Genomic DNA, 17,524 nt, shown 5'->3' with positions numbered 1-17,524 from the left:
GGAGGGGGAATATGAGTCTGGAACGACCCTGGCTGCAGAGTTATCCCAAAGGCGTACCCGCCGAGATCGACGTCAACGAGTTCCATTCGGTTTCGGCCGTCTTCGACACTTCGGTGGCCAAGTTCCGCGACCGCCCCGCCTACTCCAGTTTCGGCAAGGTCCTGACCTACGGGGAAACGGACGCACTGGTCGAACAGTTCGCCGCCTACCTGCTCGGTGAGCTGCAGCTCAAGAAGGGCGACCGCGTCGCCCTGATGATGCCCAACTGCCTGCAGTACCCGGTCGCGACCTTCGGCGTGCTGCGTGCCGGCCTGACCGTGGTCAACGTCAACCCGCTGTACACCGCCCGCGAGCTCAAGCACCAGCTGGTGGATTCGGGCGCAGCCGTGCTGGTCGTGGTCGACAACTTCTGCGACACCGTGCAGCAGGTCATCGCTGATACCCCGATCAAGCAGGTGGTGACCACCGGCCTGGGCGACATGCTCGGCGCCAAGGGCATCGTGGTGAACTTCGTGCTGAAGTACATCAAGAAGATGGTGCCCAACTACAGCCTGCGCGGCGCGATCCGCTTCAACCAGGCGCTCAAGCTGGGCAGCCGCCACACCCTGCCCAAGGTCGAGATCGATCACGACGACGTCGCTTTCCTGCAGTACACCGGCGGCACCACCGGCGTGGCCAAGGGCGCGATGCTGACCAACCGCAACCTGGTCGCCAACATGCAGCAGGCCTCGGCCTGGATCTCCGCCTCGGGGATCGAGATGGGCAAGGAGGTGATCATCACCGCCCTGCCGCTGTACCACATCTTCGCGTTGACGGCGAACGGCCTGGTCTTCATGAAGTTCGGTGGCTGCAACTATCTGATCACCAACCCGCGCGACATGAAGGGCTTCGTCAAGGAGCTCAAGGCGACCCGCTTCACCGCGATCACCGGCGTCAACACGCTGTTCAACGGCCTGCTCAACACGCCGGGCTTCGACGAAGTCGATTTCTCCTCGCTGAAGGTCACCCTCGGTGGCGGCATGGCCGTGCAGCGCGCCGTTGCCGAACGCTGGAAGAAGGTCACCGGCGTGACCCTGGTCGAGGCCTATGGCCTGACCGAGACCTCGCCGGCCGCCTGCATCAATCCACTCAACCTGGCCGAGTACAACGGCGCGATCGGGCTGCCGATCCCGTCCACCGATGCCTGCGTGAAAGATGACGCCGGCAAGACGCTGGCCGCCGGCGAAGTCGGCGAGCTGTGCATCAAGGGCCCGCAGGTCATGAAGGGCTACTGGCAGCGCCCGGAGGACACCGCGCAGGCGGTCGATGCCGAGGGCTGGCTGCATACCGGCGACATGGCGCGGATGGATGAGCAGGGCTTCTTCTACATCGTGGACCGCAAGAAGGACATGATCCTGGTGTCCGGCTTCAACGTGTATCCCAACGAGGTTGAAGACGTCATCGCGATGATGCCCGGCGTGCTCGAAGTCGCGGCGGTCGGTGTGCCCGATGAAAAATCCGGCGAAGTGGTCAAGGTGGTCATCGTCAAAAAGGACCCCAACCTCACCGCCGAGATGGTCAAGGAGCACGCGCGTGCCAACCTGACCGGCTACAAGCACCCGCGGATCGTGGAGTTCCGCAAGGAACTGCCGAAGACCAACGTCGGCAAGATCCTGCGCCGCGAACTGCGCGATACGCCCGCGCCGTAACGGTTCCCCAACGGCTGCATCTTCACAGGGCCCCTGCCGGCAACGGCGGGGGCCTTTTGCATTGCGTGAGATGCCGGGGGTGTAGGATCGCGGCGTGTGGACCCGTCAGGCCCGCCGCCCCCCGTCCTCCCAGCGGGCCAGCCTCCGAGGAAATCGCCATGAGCACCATTGAAAAGCTGCCCGTCAACCACCGCTACGCCACCATCCGCACCGAAACCACGGGCAACGACGATGCCCATTGGCTGTACATGCACGCCGATGCCGCCAGCGGCATCCGCCCGTGCTGCCGGAAGGACATGCTCGATGAAATGTGGAACTTCATGAGCGCGATCACCCGCAGCCCGGCCGAGCGCAACAGCGGCAAGCTGCGCCATTTCGTGCTCGCCTCCGATGCGAACGCCTACAACCTGGGCGGCGATCTGGACCTGTTCACCCGCCTGATCCGCGAGGGCAACCGCGACCGCCTGCTGACCTATGCGCAGCGCTGCGTGGAAGGCGTGCACCACCTGCATACCGGCTTCGGTGGCGACGTGCGTTCGATCGCACTGATCCAGGGCGACGCGCTCGGCGGCGGCCTGGAGATGGCGCTGGCCTGCCACACCATCGTGGCCGAGGAAGGCTGCGGCATGGGCCTGCCGGAAGTGCTGTTCGGCCTGTTCCCGGGCATGGGCGCGTACTCGTTCCTGTGCAAGCGCGTGGCCCCGCAGCTGGCCGAGAAGATCATCCTGGACGGCCGCGTGTATTCCTCCGAAGAGATGCACGCGATGGGCGTAGTCGACGTGCTGGTGCCCAAGGGCCAGGGCGTCAAGGCGGTCGAGGATCTGATCCGCCAGCATCAGCGCATTCCGCACTCGTACCTGGCGATGAATGCCGCGCGCAACCTGGCCCAGGCCGTGCGCTATGACGAACTGCTGGAGATCACCAAGGTGTGGGTCGATTCCGCACTCGCGCTGGGCGACAAGTCGCTGCGCACCATGGACCGCCTGATCAAGGCCCAGACGCGTCGCGCCACCCTCGACGTGGCCTGAGTCTCCCCTCCCCTGTGTTGTTCAAGCCCGGCTGCCGCCGGGCTTTTTTTCAGCGCATGTCGCCGCCGTCATCGGCCTGGCCTTGGGCTTTGCGCTGCGCACGCGCATCCAGCGCCTGACGGCCTTCCTTGATGCCTGCCTGCAGCAGGGTCATGCGCTGCCGCCACTCGCTCTTGAGCTGCCAGTCGGCCATGCGCATCAGGTCACCCGCGCGGTTCGCCACGCGGACCAGGCCCAGATTGCTGGCCACACCCTTGATCGCATGTGCCTGCTCACGGAAATGCACCCAGTCGCCGCGCTCGCCGTCGGCCAGTGCGACACCGACGCACTGTTCGGCATCGGCCAGGCACTGGCGGATGAACTCGCGCTCGAAGCCATCGCCCATGCCGAGCGAAGCCAACTCGTCCAGCACGCCGGGATCCAGCACGCCATCCAATGCAGTGGCGGTGCGCACGATCGGCGCGCTGGCCTTGAGTTGCCCGTTGGAGGCGATGTCGGCCAGCACGTCCAGCAGGCGCACGGCGACCACCGGCTTGGCCAGGAAGGTATGTGCACCGGCCTGGGTGCAGCGCTGGATCGCCTCGGGAGTGACATCGGCGCTGAGCACCAGCACCGGCGTGCGCGGACCGCCACCAGCCTGCATCACGCGCAGCTCCTTGAGCATGTCCAGGCCACTCATGCCGGGCATGTGCAGATCCACGATGGCCGCATCGAAATCGCTCTCGGCCATCGCATCCAGCACCGCTTCGCCACCGTTGACGCACAGCACCTTGTGGCCCGCTTTCTGCAGCAGGCGCTGCAGCACCATCCGGTTGGCCTCGTGATCATCGGCCACCAGGATGTGCATGCTGCGCACGCGCGCGCGATGGCGCAGGAACGGATCGGCGAAGGCGATGACATTGCCGTTGCGGTCCGGCAGCCCGTCGCCGACCAGGGCCGGGGTGACCGTGCCCAACGGCACGCGCGGCGGCGCGAACGGCAGCTCGAACCAGAAATGACTGCCCTGCGGCGGATGCTCTTCGTAGCCGATGTCGCCGCCCATCGCCTCGACGAGGCCTTTGGCGATGGTCGTACCAAGGCCGGTGCCTTCGTGCCGGCGGGCCATGCTGACATCAGCCTGCTCGAAGGCTTCGAACAGACGCGGGCGCATTTCCGGCGCGACGCCGATGCCGGTATCGAGGATGTCAAAGCGCAGGCGCACCCCGCCATCGGATTCGGCATTGAGCACGGCCACGCGGATCTCGACACGGCCATGGTCGGTGAACTTGACCGCGTTGCCGGCGATGTTGAGCAGGATCTGGCGCAGGTGACCCAGATCGCCGCGCAGCAACGGCGGCACGGTATCGGCCACTTTGACCCGGTAATCCAGCCGCTTGGCCTTGGCCTGCGGCAGCAGGATCAACCCGATCGCCTGGATGACATCGGCCAGGGCGAAGTCTTCGGCGGTCACGCGCAGCTTGCCGGCCTCGATCGCGGAGATGTCCAGCACCTCTTCCACCAGCGCCAGCAGACTGCGCGAGGAGGCCTGGATGGTATTGACGCACTCGCGCTGCTCTTCATCGAGCTTGGTGGTGGCCAGCAGCTCGGTCATGCCCGACAGCCCGTTGAGCGGCGTGCGGAACTCATGACTCATGTTGGCCAGGAAGCGGCTCTTGGCCTCGCTCGCACGGCGCGCCTCGGCCATGGCTTGGGTCAACTGGCGCAACAGCGTGGAGAAATACAGCGGCACCGCAGCCAGGCCCAGCCACAGCCCGAACGCCAGCCGGGCATTGCGTTCCCAGTACGGCGTGAGCAGCGCGGTGCTGCCGAAACTGACCATGGCCATCGCCACGGCCACATAGAGATAGTTGTTGCCATAGCGCATGCCGTTGCCGACCGTCACCCACATCACCACGATGTAGACCCAGGCCAGCGGCTCGCCCATCTGCACCATCCCGGCGGCAATCAGCCCGTAGTCGGCCAGCATGCCGGCCACCCGGCGCGGATCCGAGCGCCCCGGCCGCCACAACAGCCAGCCGAACAGCCCCAGCGACAGGGTCAGGCCGGTCAGCACGATCGCCAGCACCCCGTGGTACTGCGCCGGCGGCAGGTCGTGGCGCGGCCCGGGCATCAGCACATACAGCAGGATCAGGGTGATCAGCACGATGCGCACGATCGCCTGGCCGTGCTCGGTATCCGGGCGCTGCGCCAGACGTTGCTTCAGGCGCGGGTACAGACGACGCATATCACATCCCCGGGCGGGATGACGCAGTGGAGTGCTGTGCGCAGATCTCATCAAGCTGGAGGCGGCCGCGCAGCAGGGCATCAACGCAGCGCGGGTCGAACAACCGGCCACGCTGGGCGTACAGATAAGCCAGCGTGGCTTCCATGGTCCATGCTTCCTTGTACGGACGGGGTGAGATCAGGGCGTCGAACACATCGGCCACCGCCACGATCCGCGCTTCCAGCGGAATGGCATCGCCGACCAGCCCATCCGGGTAGCCGCTGCCGTCGTAGCGCTCGTGGTGGCGCAGCGCGATCAGCGCGCCGACCTGGATGAACCGGTTCTGGCTGCCACTCAACAGTTCATAGCCGATGCGCGGGTGCCGGCGCATGATCGCCTGCTCCTCATCGCTCAGCTTGCCCTGCTTGAGCAGCACGGCATCGGGAATGGCGATCTTGCCCATGTCGTGCAGGGGCGCGGCCATCTCGATCAGCTTGACCTCTTCCTCCGGCAGCCCGAGCTGCTCGGCGATCAGGCCCGCCACGTGCGCCATGCGCTCCAGGTACGCGCTGGTGCCGGCATCACGGAACTCGATCGCACGCGCCAGGCGCGACAGCGTCTCGCGCTCGCGCTCTTCCACCTCGTGCATGCTGGCCAGCAGCCGCTGCTCCAGCGACAGCGCGCGCTGCTTCACGTTCTCCGACTGCTGGCGCAGCTGCAACAGGTTGTAGCAGCGCGCGCGCAGTTCGCGCGGGCGGATCGGCTTGACCAGGAAATCGATCACCCCGGCTTCCAGCGCGGCCTGACGGATCGGCTCATCGCCAACCACGGTGATCAGGATCACGGGGATGTCGCGGTGCTTGGGCAGGCGGCGGAACCGGCGGGCAAACTCCAGCCCATCCATTTCCGGCATGCGGTAATCGAGCAGCAGCAGATCCACGGCATGCGACTCGCACCAGGCGAGCGCCGTCAGCGGATCGCCGAAGTCGTGCACGGACAGTTCCGGCGCGATGTCTTCGATGACATGGCGCAGCATGGTACGCGCGGACGTCTGGTCGTCAACGATGACAATATTCAAGGCTGCTTCTGCCTTCTTCCTTGACCACACTGGAACATGCTGCGGAGAGGATACTCCGCCGCTCAGCACACTGGCACCTTGCATGGGTCCGCCTCCCGTCATGAACACCCCAGTTCATGATCGTCGTCACAGTGTGATGCCAATGTAAGCACCCCCTGCGACCCGTCATGGTCCGTGGCCATCACGCCATAGCACCTTGCTAAGGCCACGCAGAAACCATACTCGCGCGGCCACGGGAGCGGAACCCCCATCCGGACGTGCCCCAAGCACGCCCGGACCCAAGTCTCAGTTTTCGGGACGCATATACGGGAACAGCAGCACGTCACGAATCGAGCTGCTGCCGGTCAGCAGCATCACCAGCCGGTCGATGCCGATGCCCAGGCCGCCGGTCGGCGCCATGCCGTACTCCAGCGCGCGGATGTAATCGGCGTCGTAATGCATGGCTTCGTCATCACCGCCCTCCTTCGCCGTGACCTGGGCCTGGAAACGGGCTGCCTGGTCTTCCGGATCGTTCAGCTCGGAGAAGCCGTTGGCCAGCTCCTTGCCGTTGATGAACAGTTCGAAGCGGTCGGTATAGCCCGGCTGGTCATCGTTGGCACGGGCCAGCGGCGAGACTTCAACCGGGTGGTCGGTGATGAAGGTCGGCTGGATCAGGGTGTGCTCGACGGTGGCTTCGAAGATCTCCAGCAGCAGCTTGCCCCAGCCATAGGACGGCTTGATGCGGATCTTCAGGCGCTCGCAATGGGCGACCAGCGCATCGCGGTCGGTACAGTCGGCCGCACTGATCTCCGGGTTGTGGTGACGCACCGCCTCGTCCATGCGCCAGCGGCGGAACGCCGGGGCCAGATCGATCGTGGCGCCATCCCACTCCACCGTGGTGGTGCCCAGCACCTTGCTGGCCACGTCACGGATCACGCCTTCGGTCAGGTCCATCACTTCGGTGTACGTGGCATAGGCCTCGTACAGCTCCATCATGGTGAATTCCGGATTGTGGCGGGTGCTGACGCCTTCATTGCGGAAGTTGCGGTTGATCTCGTACACGCGCTCCAGCCCACCCACGACCAGGCGCTTGAGGTACAGCTCCGGGGCCACGCGCAGGTACAGGTCCAGGTCCAGCGCGTTGTGGTGGGTGGTGAACGGCTTGGCCGTCGCGCCGCCGGGGATGTAATGCATCATCGGCGTTTCGACTTCCAGGAAGTCGCGATTGTCCAGCCAGGCGCGCATCGCGCGGATGATCCGCGAGCGCTTGATGAACACCTCGCGCGACTCCGGGGTCACGATCAGATCGACGTAGCGCTGGCGGTAGCGCTGCTCCACGTCGGCCAGGCCGTGCCACTTGTCCGGCAGCGGGCGCAGCGACTTGGTCAGCAGGCGGATGCTGGTGGCCTTGACCGACAGCTCACCGGTCTTGGTCCGGGTCAGCCCACCCTCCACGGCGATGATGTCGCCCACGTCCCAGCCCTTGAAGGCGGTATAGGCATCGCCCAGCGTGCTGCCCTGCAGGAACAGCTGGATGCGGCCGGACTCGTCCTGGATCTGGGCGAAGCTGGCCTTGCCCATCACGCGCTTGGCCATCAGGCGGCCGGCCATCTTGACCTGGCGGTCACTGGCTTCCAGCGCTTCGGCGGTCCACTGTTCGGCATCGGCGAACTCGGCCTGCAGGGTGCCGGCGAAGTGCTCGCGGCGGAAATCGTTCGGGTAGGCGATGCCCTGCCCGCGCAGGGCGGTCAGTTTCGCGCGGCGCTCGGCGATGAGGCTGTTCTCGTCGACGGGGGGCTGCGGCGCGGCGGTCTGATCGTTCATGGCGTGGGTCTATGTATGTCGGGGGGAGGGACGGTCCCCGACATCATGCCGATGGTCGGGGCGGATTGCGAAACCGGGCGTGGCCCGGGCACAACGGATCGGGGCCGCGCGTGGCGGCCCCGACGGTCAGGCGTCGGTGCGTTTGGCACCCACGGCCAGGCCGGACTTCAGGCTGGCTTCGACGAATTCGTCGAGGTCGCCATCCAGCACCTTCTGCGTATCGGAGCGTTCGATGCCGGTGCGCAGGTCCTTGATACGGCTCTGGTCGAGTACGTAGTTGCGGATCTGGCTGCCCCAGCCGATGTCGGACTTGGTGGCTTCCACCGCGTCACGCTCGGCGTTGCGCTTCTGGATTTCCAGCTCGTACAGCTTGGCGGCCAGCATCTTCATCGCGTTGTCGCGGTTCTGGTGCTGGCTGCGGCCGGTCTGGCAGGCCACGACCGTGTTGGTCGGGATGTGCGTGATACGCACCGCCGATTCGGTCTTGTTGACGTGCTGACCACCCGCGCCGGAGGAGCGGTACACGTCGGTACGCAGGTCGGCCGGGTTGATGTCGATCTCGATGTTGTCATCGACTTCCGGCGACACGAATACCGAGGTGAAGCTGGTGTGGCGGCGGTTGTCCGAATCGAACGGCGACTTGCGCACCAGGCGATGGACGCCGGTTTCGGTCTTCAGCCAGCCATAGGCGTAATCGCCTTCCACGCGCAGCGTGGCCGACTTGATGCCCGCAACGTCGCCGCCGGAGACTTCCATCAGCTCGGTCTTCCAGCCACGCGATTCGCACCAGCGCAGATACATGCGCAGCAGGATCTCGGCCCAGTCCTGGGCTTCGGTACCGCCAGCACCGGCCTGGATGTCGACGAAGGCCGCCGCGGTATCCATCTGCCCGGAGAACATGCGCTGGAACTCCAGCTGCTCGACGTGCTTCTGGTGTTTGTCCAGGTCGCTGACCACGGCAAGGGCGGTTTCTTCGTCCTGTTCGCTTTCGGCCAGTTCCAGCAGTTCGCCCGACTCGGTCAGGCCGTCGAGGATCGTGGCGATGCCGCCGACGGTCTTCTCCAGATTGGCGCGTTCGCGGCCAAGGTTCTGGGCGTACTCGGCGTTGTTCCAGATATCCGGGTTTTCCAGTTCCCGGGTTACTTCTTCCAGACGCTCTTTCTTGGCGTCGTAGTCAAAGATACCCCCTGAGCGAGAGCACGCGATCGGTGAGATCGGTGATGCGCTGGCGGACAGGATTGAGCTCGATCATGTCGGCGATTAATGCGTGCGAAAAGACTGTCCATCATAGCCTATCCGGGGCTTTCCGGCGGCAGCCGGGGCAGGAAGCGCCCTCTCCCGGCCGGAAAAACGACATCACTGAACACGGGCGCCCGGCCAAGCGGTAGACTTCCGCCCCGCCGCGCGGCCCCCTGCCCTGCGGCGTCCCCCAACGCATTACATGGAGCACCACCCCGATGAGGACGTCATCCTCCGCCCTGCTGCTGGCATTTGCCTGCCTGACCGCTTCCACCACCGCCTCGGCCTTGGACCTCAAGCAGCTGACCAGCACCGGCCTGAAGGCCGGCCAGGCGCTCACCCTGTCCGACCAGGACGTGGCCAAGGCCGCCGACGAAGCCTGCGTCTACATGGACCAGCAGAACAAGGTCGCCCCCGCCAACAATCCGTATGCCCAGCGTCTGGCCAAGATCACCCAGGGTCTGGCCAATGAAGACGGCATGCGCCTGAGCTTCAAGGTCTACCTGACCGAAGACGTCAACGCCTGGGCCATGGCCAACGGCTGCGTGCGCGTGTACTCCGGCCTGATGGACATGGCCTCGGACGATGAAGTGCGCGGCGTGATCGGCCACGAGATCGGCCACGTCAAACTCGGCCACTCCAAGACCAAGATGCGCACCGCCCTGCTGGCCTCGGCCGGTCGCGACACGCTGGCCGCCTCGGGCAATGCCAATGTCGCCGCCCTGACCCAGGGCCAGCTGGGCGAACTGGCTGAAGGCTTCGTCAACGCGCAGTTCTCGCAGAAGGAAGAAAGCGCGGCCGACGAATACGGCTACCGCTTCATGAAGCGCCACCAGTACGACCCGGCCGCATTGGCCAGCATGTTCCGCAAGCTGTCCAGCGATGGCGGCCTGATGTCCTCGCACCCGGGCTCGGAAGCCCGCGCCGGGCGCATCGACGCGATGATCAAGAAAGACAGCAAGCGCTGAGTTCCCTGCCGGCACTCTGGTCCGCCAGGGTGCCGGTCAGCCCGGCAGGGTCAGGCCGGTGCCTGCACGGCCAGCGCCTGCCGGAACGAGGGCAGCTGCCGGCGGCTGCACGGCACCCGCCCGCCATCGTCCATGTGCAGCAGGGCCTCGCCCCCATCCAGCGGCTCGATCGAGACCAGGTGCCGCACGTTCACCAGCCAGCTGCGGTGGGCACGCACGAACAGCGCCGGATCCAATCGTTCTTCCAGCGCCGCCATGGTGCTGCGCAGCGGGTAGTCGTGCCCGCGCACCCGCAGGTTGACGTAGTTGCCGGCCGCCTGGGCATATTCGATATCACCGGTAGCGACCAGGAAGTCGCGCCCCAGCTTGCGCACCAGGAACCGCTCCGGGCGGTCCACCGCGTCCACCGGCGGGGCATCGTCCGGTGCGGCCAGCAGATGCGCCTCGCCCTGCCGGCGCCGCCCGAACCAGCTGAAGAAGTGCTCGATCGCCACGAACGTGAAGAAGGCACGGACATCCTTGAGGTACTCGTACATCAGGCGTACCGGCCAGGTGGCATCGTCCTGGTAGTGGTAGCCGAGCGCGGCATAGGCGAGATGGCGCAGCCCCATCATCCCGGTGACATGCACCAGCGACCACGCCACGCTGGCCAGCAGATACAGCGGCAGCCGCCGCTTCCAGGTATCGGCGTGCAAAGGCCAGCGCTGGCAACCCCACCACAGGACCGGCAGCGTCAGCAGGATCATCGTGACGCTGCTCAGCTCCCAGATCATCGGCTGCCACAGGCCCAGGTCTTCGCCACGGCGGGCCGCATCCATCACTTCCACCACCGCATTGGCCACCGCCGTGGTCAGCAGGATCACCGACCACACCAGCATCCGCGCACCCGGCCGCCACCGCGCGGCACGTCCGTTCGCCATTGAATCATCCATTTGCAAAGGGTCGTCAGCCTGACTCATCACGCCATGGTAGTGCGCCCCGCCCGTCCCTTGGCGACCGCCATTCGTCACTTGGCACCCACGGCAGAGCCCTTTGCCAATCGCCCACCTGCTCGACAGCACGCAGGCGCACGCCTTCATCAACCGCAGCGACCGTGTGGTGCGCTTTTTCCGCTGCACGGCCTGGTAGTTCGGCACCGGCGCCGGAACCGCAACTAATTGCATGGGCATCGGCTCCGCAGCACGGGAGACTTGCTTCCATCCACCCCGACTTCGGCACTCTGCCCTGATGTCTACGCCCCTGTGCAGCACCCGCATCCAACGTTTGGTAGACATCGCCGACGACACCCTGGGGCATGGCACCGTGTTCCGCGTCCCAGGCCAATGGCCCTATGAACCCGTCGTCGACTTCATGCTGTTCGATTATGCGGATGTGGAGCGGCCACACGGCCTGATCGTCACCACCGGACATAAGGCCGGATTGATCCTGGTACTGCTACCGCGGCAATCCGGCCATGATCAGTGGCGCGGCGCCCGCACTGCCTGGATCGTATCGGAGTGGGCACGCTGGATTTACCCGGAGTGCGCGGTCGATGATGTCCAGGTACTGCGCCGTTACCCTGCCCCGATGGCGGCGCTTCCCGCCATCGGGTGAGGGCCGCCCCACCGCGGGGTTCGGCACTGCTGCGGGGTACCACTACCCCCCGCTTACTTCACCTCGAACTCCCCAACCAGCACCGTCTCCGCCTGGTCCTTCAAGCGCAGCGTGACCTGCTGGTCGCGCTGGCCGCGGCTGCCCCACTTGGTGCTCAGGCGCAGCATCAACGTGGTGGCGCCGGTGACCAGCTGCTCGCGGCTGCCGAAGTAGTTCGCTTCGATCCTGTAGGTGCCGGGCTTGGCATCACGCAACGAAAACTGCTCCGGGCCATAGCCGCCGGTGAAGTCCTGCGACATCTGCCCGCCCTGGTAGGTGAGCCGGTTGCCGTAGTACGCGCGCTCGCCGTTGGGATCGGTGACCCACAGGTCCATGTCGCTGTTGTCGCTGTCCCAGCTCAGCACCACGCGCAGGTCCAACGGCATCGCACGGCGCAGGCGCGGGTCGACCGCGGAAGCATCCACACGCTCGCGCGCGATCAGCCGGGTCAGTTCGTCCAGCGCGATCAGCGAGATACCGTCGAACCGCCCATCCCACGGCCGCACCACCACTTCATACAGTGATGCCACCGCTGCCTGGTACTGCCCGGCCGCTTCCAGCGCCAGGCCAAGGTCACGGAAACTCTGCGGCTCCTCCTCGCCCATCGCCAACACCTGCCGGAACACCGGCACCGCCAGCGCCGGCGCCTTTGCCTGCATCAGGCGGTAGCCGAGCACGCGCAGCACGTGGCGGTTTTCCAGTTCCATCTCGGCAAGGTTGGACAGCACCCGCAGTGCGAGATCACGTTGTCCGCTGGCCAGCAGCAGATCGGCCACGTCCAGATAGAAGGCGCTGCTTCCGGCGTGCTGTTCGCGCTCCTGCAGATACAGCGGATACAGCTGGGCGGGCCTGGCATCGCGCAGACGGCGTGCGTAGGCCGAGTCGGGCGCCCACGGTGCCAGCGTCAGGGTGATCTGGCCGCTGTTGGTCTTGGGTGCCGATTTAGCGCGGCGCTCGGTGGTGGCCTCTGCCTGATCGGCAACCGCCGACGCGGTCAGCTCGACACGGTCCAGCGCCATCGGCGCCGCAGGTGCCGGCGGTGGCGCGGCCATCGCCATGGCCACTGGCGCGGCGACGGATCGGGATTCCTGCTTGGGTCGCGGTGGCGCATCCTTGGGCCAGTGGGTATTCCACCACTGCTCGCGCTCGGCGAACTGGCGGGCGATGCCATCCAGGCGGCGCTTCCGCTCGCTTGCCACATCCGCCACCGTCAACGCATGGCGCTGGTCGTAGGCCGCGCGCAACGGGGCCGGCGGACGGATGCCGTAGCGCAGGTAATCTTCCAACGTTTCAAGAACCAGCAGCGAGGTATCGGCGGTCACCACACCGAACTGCTGCGACAACATCTTGGACGCCTGCGCCCCGGCCGGGTCCGCCGCCAGGGCCGCCAAGCGGGCATTCGCCCAGGCGTGAGCGACCAGGCCGCCTTCCACCCCCCGTGCGTTCGCGACGTTGAGCGTGATCGGCTGCGGATCGCTGCCGCCACCGCGCAGCGACAGCAGCACTGTCGCATCGGGACGCAGCACACGGCCGGTGACGCGGATCCAACCCTGTGTGGCGCTGGAGGCATCCACGTTCACGTCCTCCACGCCACGTGCCACGACATCGGCCACGTCGACCGGTTGCTGGAGCAGCAGCGGCATCACGCTTGGCACGTCTGCCTCACTGCTCACCTGCAGCAGCTGCCCATGATGGGCGCCGGTCCAGGCGCGCAGGCGCGGGGTGTCGGTCTTCGCACCGGCGCTGCTCAGCGCAAACAGGCGTTGATTGGGCGACAGGGTGGGCAACGTCTGGCTGCCGTAGTTGGCCAGGCCATCGCTGACCAACAGGTACTCGCCGATGGCCGGGTTCGGCGTCCAGTCGCCCAGCGCACTGGCGCCATCGTTGGGCAGTGCCCTCAGGTACTCGCGCAGTGCTGACCAGTCGCCCTTGTTGACGGTGAACTCCCGCGGCGTTTCGCTGCGGTCACGCAGCACGGTCAACTGGACCTGGCCGGTGCCGAGGGCGCTGAAGTAACGATCCAGCACCGCCAGTTCGGCGGCGCGGTCGCGTGACCCTGCCGAGCCCGCCGCGTCCCAGAGCAGGCCGATGCGCCGAGGCAGAACGCGCGGCGCGGTGGACGTGCGAACCGGCACGCTGGCCAGCAGATAGCGCTGCCCCTCATGCAGCCCGGTGACCACGTCAGTGCTGCGCGCGAGCGGAAGGCTCCATTGCAGTTGTGCGGGCAGATCCGCACCGCGCCCTTGCCACTGCGCCACATAGGCGCCGGTCTTCAACGTAAACCCGAGTGGATTGACACCCACAGCGACCGGCTTGCCCGTCCCGCTGGCCTCCAGCTTCACCGTTACCTGCTCGGCTTGCCGTGCGAAGAACACGGGCAATGACCACTGCAGGCCCTGCGGGACGGTCGGCAGGCTGTCGCGCAGCACCAGACGCACGCGACGCTCGCCACGCGCCGGGATGGGATAGAGCCGCAGCCGGAACTGATTGCCGGCGGTCTGCTCCAGCAGGCCCGGATCAACCTGGCGCCGCTCGATCGCCTCGAACACCTGGCGACCCTGCGCCTTGGGGACCGGCACCGCGTCGCGCAGCGCGCCATCGATATCCAGTGCGAACCCGGCCACCTGTTGGCCCGCGGCCAGCGGGAACGCCAGCTGCCCTTCCAGCACCCGCGCATTGGGATTGTGGAAGGTCAGCTCGATCGTGGTTTCGCCCAGCCCCGCCATGACACGACTGTCGATGCTGGCCTCGGTCAGCCGCACCGGCACCTCGGCGCCGGCGACCTGCAGGATCGGCGGCCGTGGCGGCGGGAAACGCCGCGCCTGTGCGTGGGCGCTGGGCAGCTGCCAGCACAGCAGCGCGAGCAGACCGATACTGCGCAGTGCGAGTCCCATGTGACGCTCCTGATCCGATGACACCTCATTGAACGCACGGCGCACGAGAACGGGGTTGAGCGGCGGCACTCGCCTGTTCCGGTCATGGACGCCTCATCCGTGCTGGGCCAAGATCGCCCTCCACGGATTGATGGACCAAGGATGCCGCATGCGCCTGTTGTTGACCGCCCCGCTGTTGATGGGCCTCGCCCTGCCCGGCTACGCCGCCGCGCCCGTCGAGGGTGTGCAATTCACCCACCACGACTGGACGCTGGCCTGCGACAACACCCGCACCTGCCGCGCCGCCGGTTATCAGGCCGATGACAATGGCGGCGACCCGGTCTCGATCCTGCTCACCCGCGCGGGCGGGCCGGATCAACCGGTGCAGGCGGAACTGATGCTGGGCCAGTACGACGACAACACCGCCACCCGGCGGCTCAGCCTGCAGATCAATGGCGCCTCGCTGGGCCCGATGCAGTTTGATGCCGCCGAGGGCACCGCCACCTTTTCCGCGAAGCAGCTCGCTGCCCTGCTTACCTCGCTGACACGCAACAGCCGCATCGAGCTGATCGGCGACGATGGCGCGCGCTGGACGGTCTCTGATCAGGGCGCCTCGGCCGTGCTGTTGAAGATGGATGCGTTCCAGGGTCGCCTTGGCACACCCGGCGCGTTGATGCGCAAAGGCACCCTCGCCGAATCCTCGGTGCCGCCCGCACTGCCGGTGCCGGTCGTGCAGCTGGGCAAGCCGGTGGCGACCCGCCCGGCAGACACCGCGCTGGCCGCATCGCCCGCGCTGCGTGCCGCCCTCGCAGCGGTGACTTCAGCCGACGATTGCGAAGCGCTGGGACCCAGCGGCAGCCTGTCACCCGGCGAGGAACCCGAAGCGCTGACGGTGCAGCGGCTCAGCGCCGACAAGTTGCTGGTCTCGCTGAGCTGCTGGCGCGGCGCGTACAACACTGGTGACGGCTACTGGGTGATCAACGACCGCGCGCCGTACCAGCCGCGGCTGGTCACCACGGCAGCGGTCGGTGATGAGGTGCGCACCATCCAGGAGGCCCACAAGGGCCGTGGCCTCGGCGATTGCTGGTACTCCACCACGTGGGGCTGGACCGGCACCCAGTTCGTGAAAACGGCGGACAGCAGCACCGGGCTGTGCCGTCTGGTCGCCGCCGGAGGCGCCTGGGAAATGCCGACACTGGTGACCCAGGTACGCGAGTAAGCCGCACCCGCCCGGTTACGCGTCGGCGCAGTGCTCCACGATCAGTTGGATCGCGCCGCCGCCGCGGTAGTCATCACTGACCAGCCGGTAGGCGATATGGACGTGGTTGGCCGGCGCATTGCCGGTCCAGCCGCTGAAGTGGATGGCGCTGACCGGCTCGGCTCGGCCCGGCACGCGCAGGCTCAGTTTCAGGTGCTTCTCTTTGAGCACCTGCCAGCGCGCAACCTGGAAGTGACCATCGAACAACGGCTCCGGGAAGCCCTGCCCCCACGGGCCGGCCAGGCGCAGCGCCTCGGCATGGGCGAAATCCAGTTCCTGCGGCAACAGCTCGCCATCGGTCAGCAGCAGCTGCTGCAGCGACAGCGGATCGAGCGTGCGCTCCACCACATCCACGAAGGCCTGCTCGAACGCGGCCAGCTGCGCGTGCGGCAGGCTCAGGCCAGCGGCCATGGCGTGGCCACCGAACTTGTCGATCAGGCCCGGGTGCGCCGCGTTGACCAAGGCCAGCGCGTCACGGATATGGAAGCCGGGAATCGAGCGCGCCGAGCCACGCAGCGAATCGCCGCCGGGCTCTGAGGGCGCGAACGCGATCACCGGCCGGTGCAGCCGATCCTTCATCTTGGAAGCCACCAGCCCGACCACACCGGGATGCCACTCGGCATCGAACAGGCAGGCCGCAACCGGGCGCACGCCCTCGGCACTGAGCACCGCACGGGACACCGCCAGCTCCGCGTCGTCGGTCATCAACTGCTGGACCGCACGGCGCTCGGTGTTGATCGACTCCAGCGTCGTGGCGATCTCACGCGCGTGGGCGCGGTCTTCGGTGAGCAGCAGCTCGATGCCCAGTGCCATGTCTTCCAGCCGGCCGGCCGCATTCAACCGTGGGCCGAGCGCGAAACCGATGTCACTGCCGGTGAGCCGCGAGGCGTCACGCCCACTGGCCTCGATCAGCGCCTGCAGGCCGACGCAGCCCTTGCCGCTTCGCAGCCGGCGCAGGCCGGCCGAGACCAGGGCGCGGTTGTTGTCATCCAGCGCGACCAGATCGGCCACCGTACCCACGGCGACCAGATCCAGCAGGGTCAGCAGGTCCGGTTCGGGCGTCGTGGCAAACGCGTCCTGCTCGCGCAGGTGGCGGCGCAGTGCCATCAATACATAGAAGATCACCCCGACGCCGGCCAGTGCCTTGCTCGGGAACGCATCACCGCTGATGTTGGGGTCGACGATGGCATCGGCCGGCGGCAGATGTTCGCCCGGCAGATGGTGATCGGTGACCAGTACTTTCCAGCCCAGTGCCTTGGCCGCGTTGACGCCGGCATGGCAGGCGATGCCATGGTCGACCGTGACCAGCAGGCCCGGATTGAGCGGGGCCAGCTCGGCCACCAGTGACGGCGACAGGCCGTAACCGTGCAGCATGCGGTTGGGCACCGCGTGCACCACATCGCGCGCGCCGAGCATGCGCAGGCCGCGCACCCCGACCGCACAGGCGGTGGCGCCGTCGCAGTCGAAATCGCCAACGATCAGGATGCGTTCGTTGTTGGCGATCGCATCGGCCAGCAGCGTTACCGCGGCCTGCATGCTGCCCAGCAGATCCGGCGCATGCAGCTGGGCCAGCTTCGGCTGGGCCTGCGCGGCATCGGTCACCCCGCGGGCGGCGTACAAGCGCTGCAGCAACGGCAACATGGAGGACGGCCACTCGCTGACGGCGGCGGCAGGACGACGCTGGATACGGGGTGCTTCAGACTGGGTCAAAACGGGCTCGATCGATGACATGCGCGACCATGATACTGCCCGGT

Annotated in this window: 12 protein-coding genes; 5 read left to right on the top strand and 7 right to left on the bottom strand. The window is 66.8% G+C overall.

Annotated elements, in window-relative coordinates; all coding sequences use genetic code 11:
* Positions 1-11: 11 nt before the first annotated feature.
* Both ACE026_RS18475 and ACE026_RS18470 read left to right on the top strand, forming a co-directional pair.
* Positions 12-1,688: a long-chain fatty acid--CoA ligase gene (locus ACE026_RS18475; RefSeq protein WP_486040289.1), complete on the top strand. Its 1,677-nt coding sequence runs from the start codon at positions 12-14 to the stop codon at positions 1,686-1,688.
* Positions 1,689-1,846: 158 nt separating this feature from the next.
* On the top strand, positions 1,847-2,716 hold the full coding sequence (locus ACE026_RS18470) for a crotonase/enoyl-CoA hydratase family protein (RefSeq protein ID WP_486040287.1): 870 nt from the start codon (positions 1,847-1,849) through the stop codon (positions 2,714-2,716).
* A 49-nt stretch (positions 2,717-2,765) separates the two neighbouring features.
* Here the strand turns inward: ACE026_RS18470 and ACE026_RS18465 are convergent, their stop codons facing one another.
* The 4 genes from ACE026_RS18465 to prfB form a co-directional block, all read right to left on the bottom strand.
* Positions 2,766-4,940, bottom strand: coding sequence for an ATP-binding protein (locus tag ACE026_RS18465; RefSeq protein ID WP_486040285.1), 2,175 nt, complete (start codon positions 4,938-4,940; stop codon positions 2,766-2,768).
* A gap of 1 nt (position 4,941) precedes the next feature.
* Positions 4,942-6,081 (bottom strand): cyclic di-GMP phosphodiesterase response regulator RpfG, encoded by a 1,140-nt coding sequence (rpfG, locus tag ACE026_RS18460; protein WP_152150734.1) that lies wholly within the window; start codon positions 6,079-6,081, stop codon positions 4,942-4,944.
* Positions 6,082-6,282: 201 nt separating this feature from the next.
* Positions 6,283-7,800 (bottom strand): lysine--tRNA ligase, encoded by a 1,518-nt coding sequence (lysS, locus tag ACE026_RS18455; RefSeq protein ID WP_121036697.1) that lies wholly within the window; start codon positions 7,798-7,800, stop codon positions 6,283-6,285.
* 126 nt (positions 7,801-7,926) lie between these two features.
* A protein-coding gene (gene prfB, locus ACE026_RS18450) for a peptide chain release factor 2 (RefSeq protein ID WP_486040283.1) occupies positions 7,927-9,052 on the bottom strand; the annotation gives its coding sequence in 2 pieces (ribosomal slippage) (positions 7,927-8,976 and positions 8,978-9,052; 1,125 coding nt in all).
* 205 nt (positions 9,053-9,257) lie between these two features.
* Between prfB and ACE026_RS18445 the strand changes: the two genes are divergently transcribed.
* Entirely contained in the window at positions 9,258-10,007 is a 750-nt protein-coding gene (locus ACE026_RS18445; RefSeq protein WP_486040281.1) for a M48 family metallopeptidase, read from the top strand.
* 50 nt (positions 10,008-10,057) lie between these two features.
* Here the strand turns inward: ACE026_RS18445 and ACE026_RS18440 are convergent, their stop codons facing one another.
* Positions 10,058-10,927, bottom strand: coding sequence for a LytTR family DNA-binding domain-containing protein (locus ACE026_RS18440; RefSeq protein WP_486040280.1), 870 nt, complete (start codon positions 10,925-10,927; stop codon positions 10,058-10,060).
* A 307-nt stretch (positions 10,928-11,234) separates the two neighbouring features.
* Here ACE026_RS18440 and imm45 point away from each other — a divergent pair, with 307 nt between their 5' ends.
* A complete protein-coding gene (gene imm45, locus ACE026_RS18435; RefSeq protein ID WP_486040279.1) occupies positions 11,235-11,600 on the top strand; it encodes an Imm45 family immunity protein in 366 nt (121 codons plus the stop codon).
* A 53-nt stretch (positions 11,601-11,653) separates the two neighbouring features.
* Here imm45 and ACE026_RS18430 read toward each other — a convergent pair whose 3' ends face one another.
* Entirely contained in the window at positions 11,654-14,533 is a 2,880-nt protein-coding gene (locus tag ACE026_RS18430) for a VIT domain-containing protein (RefSeq protein WP_486040278.1), read from the bottom strand.
* 148 nt (positions 14,534-14,681) lie between these two features.
* On the opposite strand from ACE026_RS18430, the gene ACE026_RS18425 reads away from it, so the two are divergent.
* Positions 14,682-15,731: a DUF1176 domain-containing protein gene (locus ACE026_RS18425; RefSeq protein WP_486040277.1), complete on the top strand. Its 1,050-nt coding sequence runs from the start codon at positions 14,682-14,684 to the stop codon at positions 15,729-15,731.
* 15 nt (positions 15,732-15,746) lie between these two features.
* On the opposite strand, the gene recJ is transcribed toward ACE026_RS18425, so the two are convergent.
* Positions 15,747-17,501 carry a single-stranded-DNA-specific exonuclease RecJ gene (gene recJ, locus ACE026_RS18420; RefSeq protein WP_486040276.1) on the bottom strand — a complete coding sequence of 585 codons (1,755 nt, stop codon included), beginning with the start codon at positions 17,499-17,501 and terminating at the stop codon, positions 15,747-15,749.
* Positions 17,502-17,524 lie beyond the last annotated feature (23 nt).

Source organism: Stenotrophomonas sp. AGC87 (genome assembly GCF_057333975.1).
This window is presented reverse-complemented; position numbering and strand designations above follow the sequence as displayed.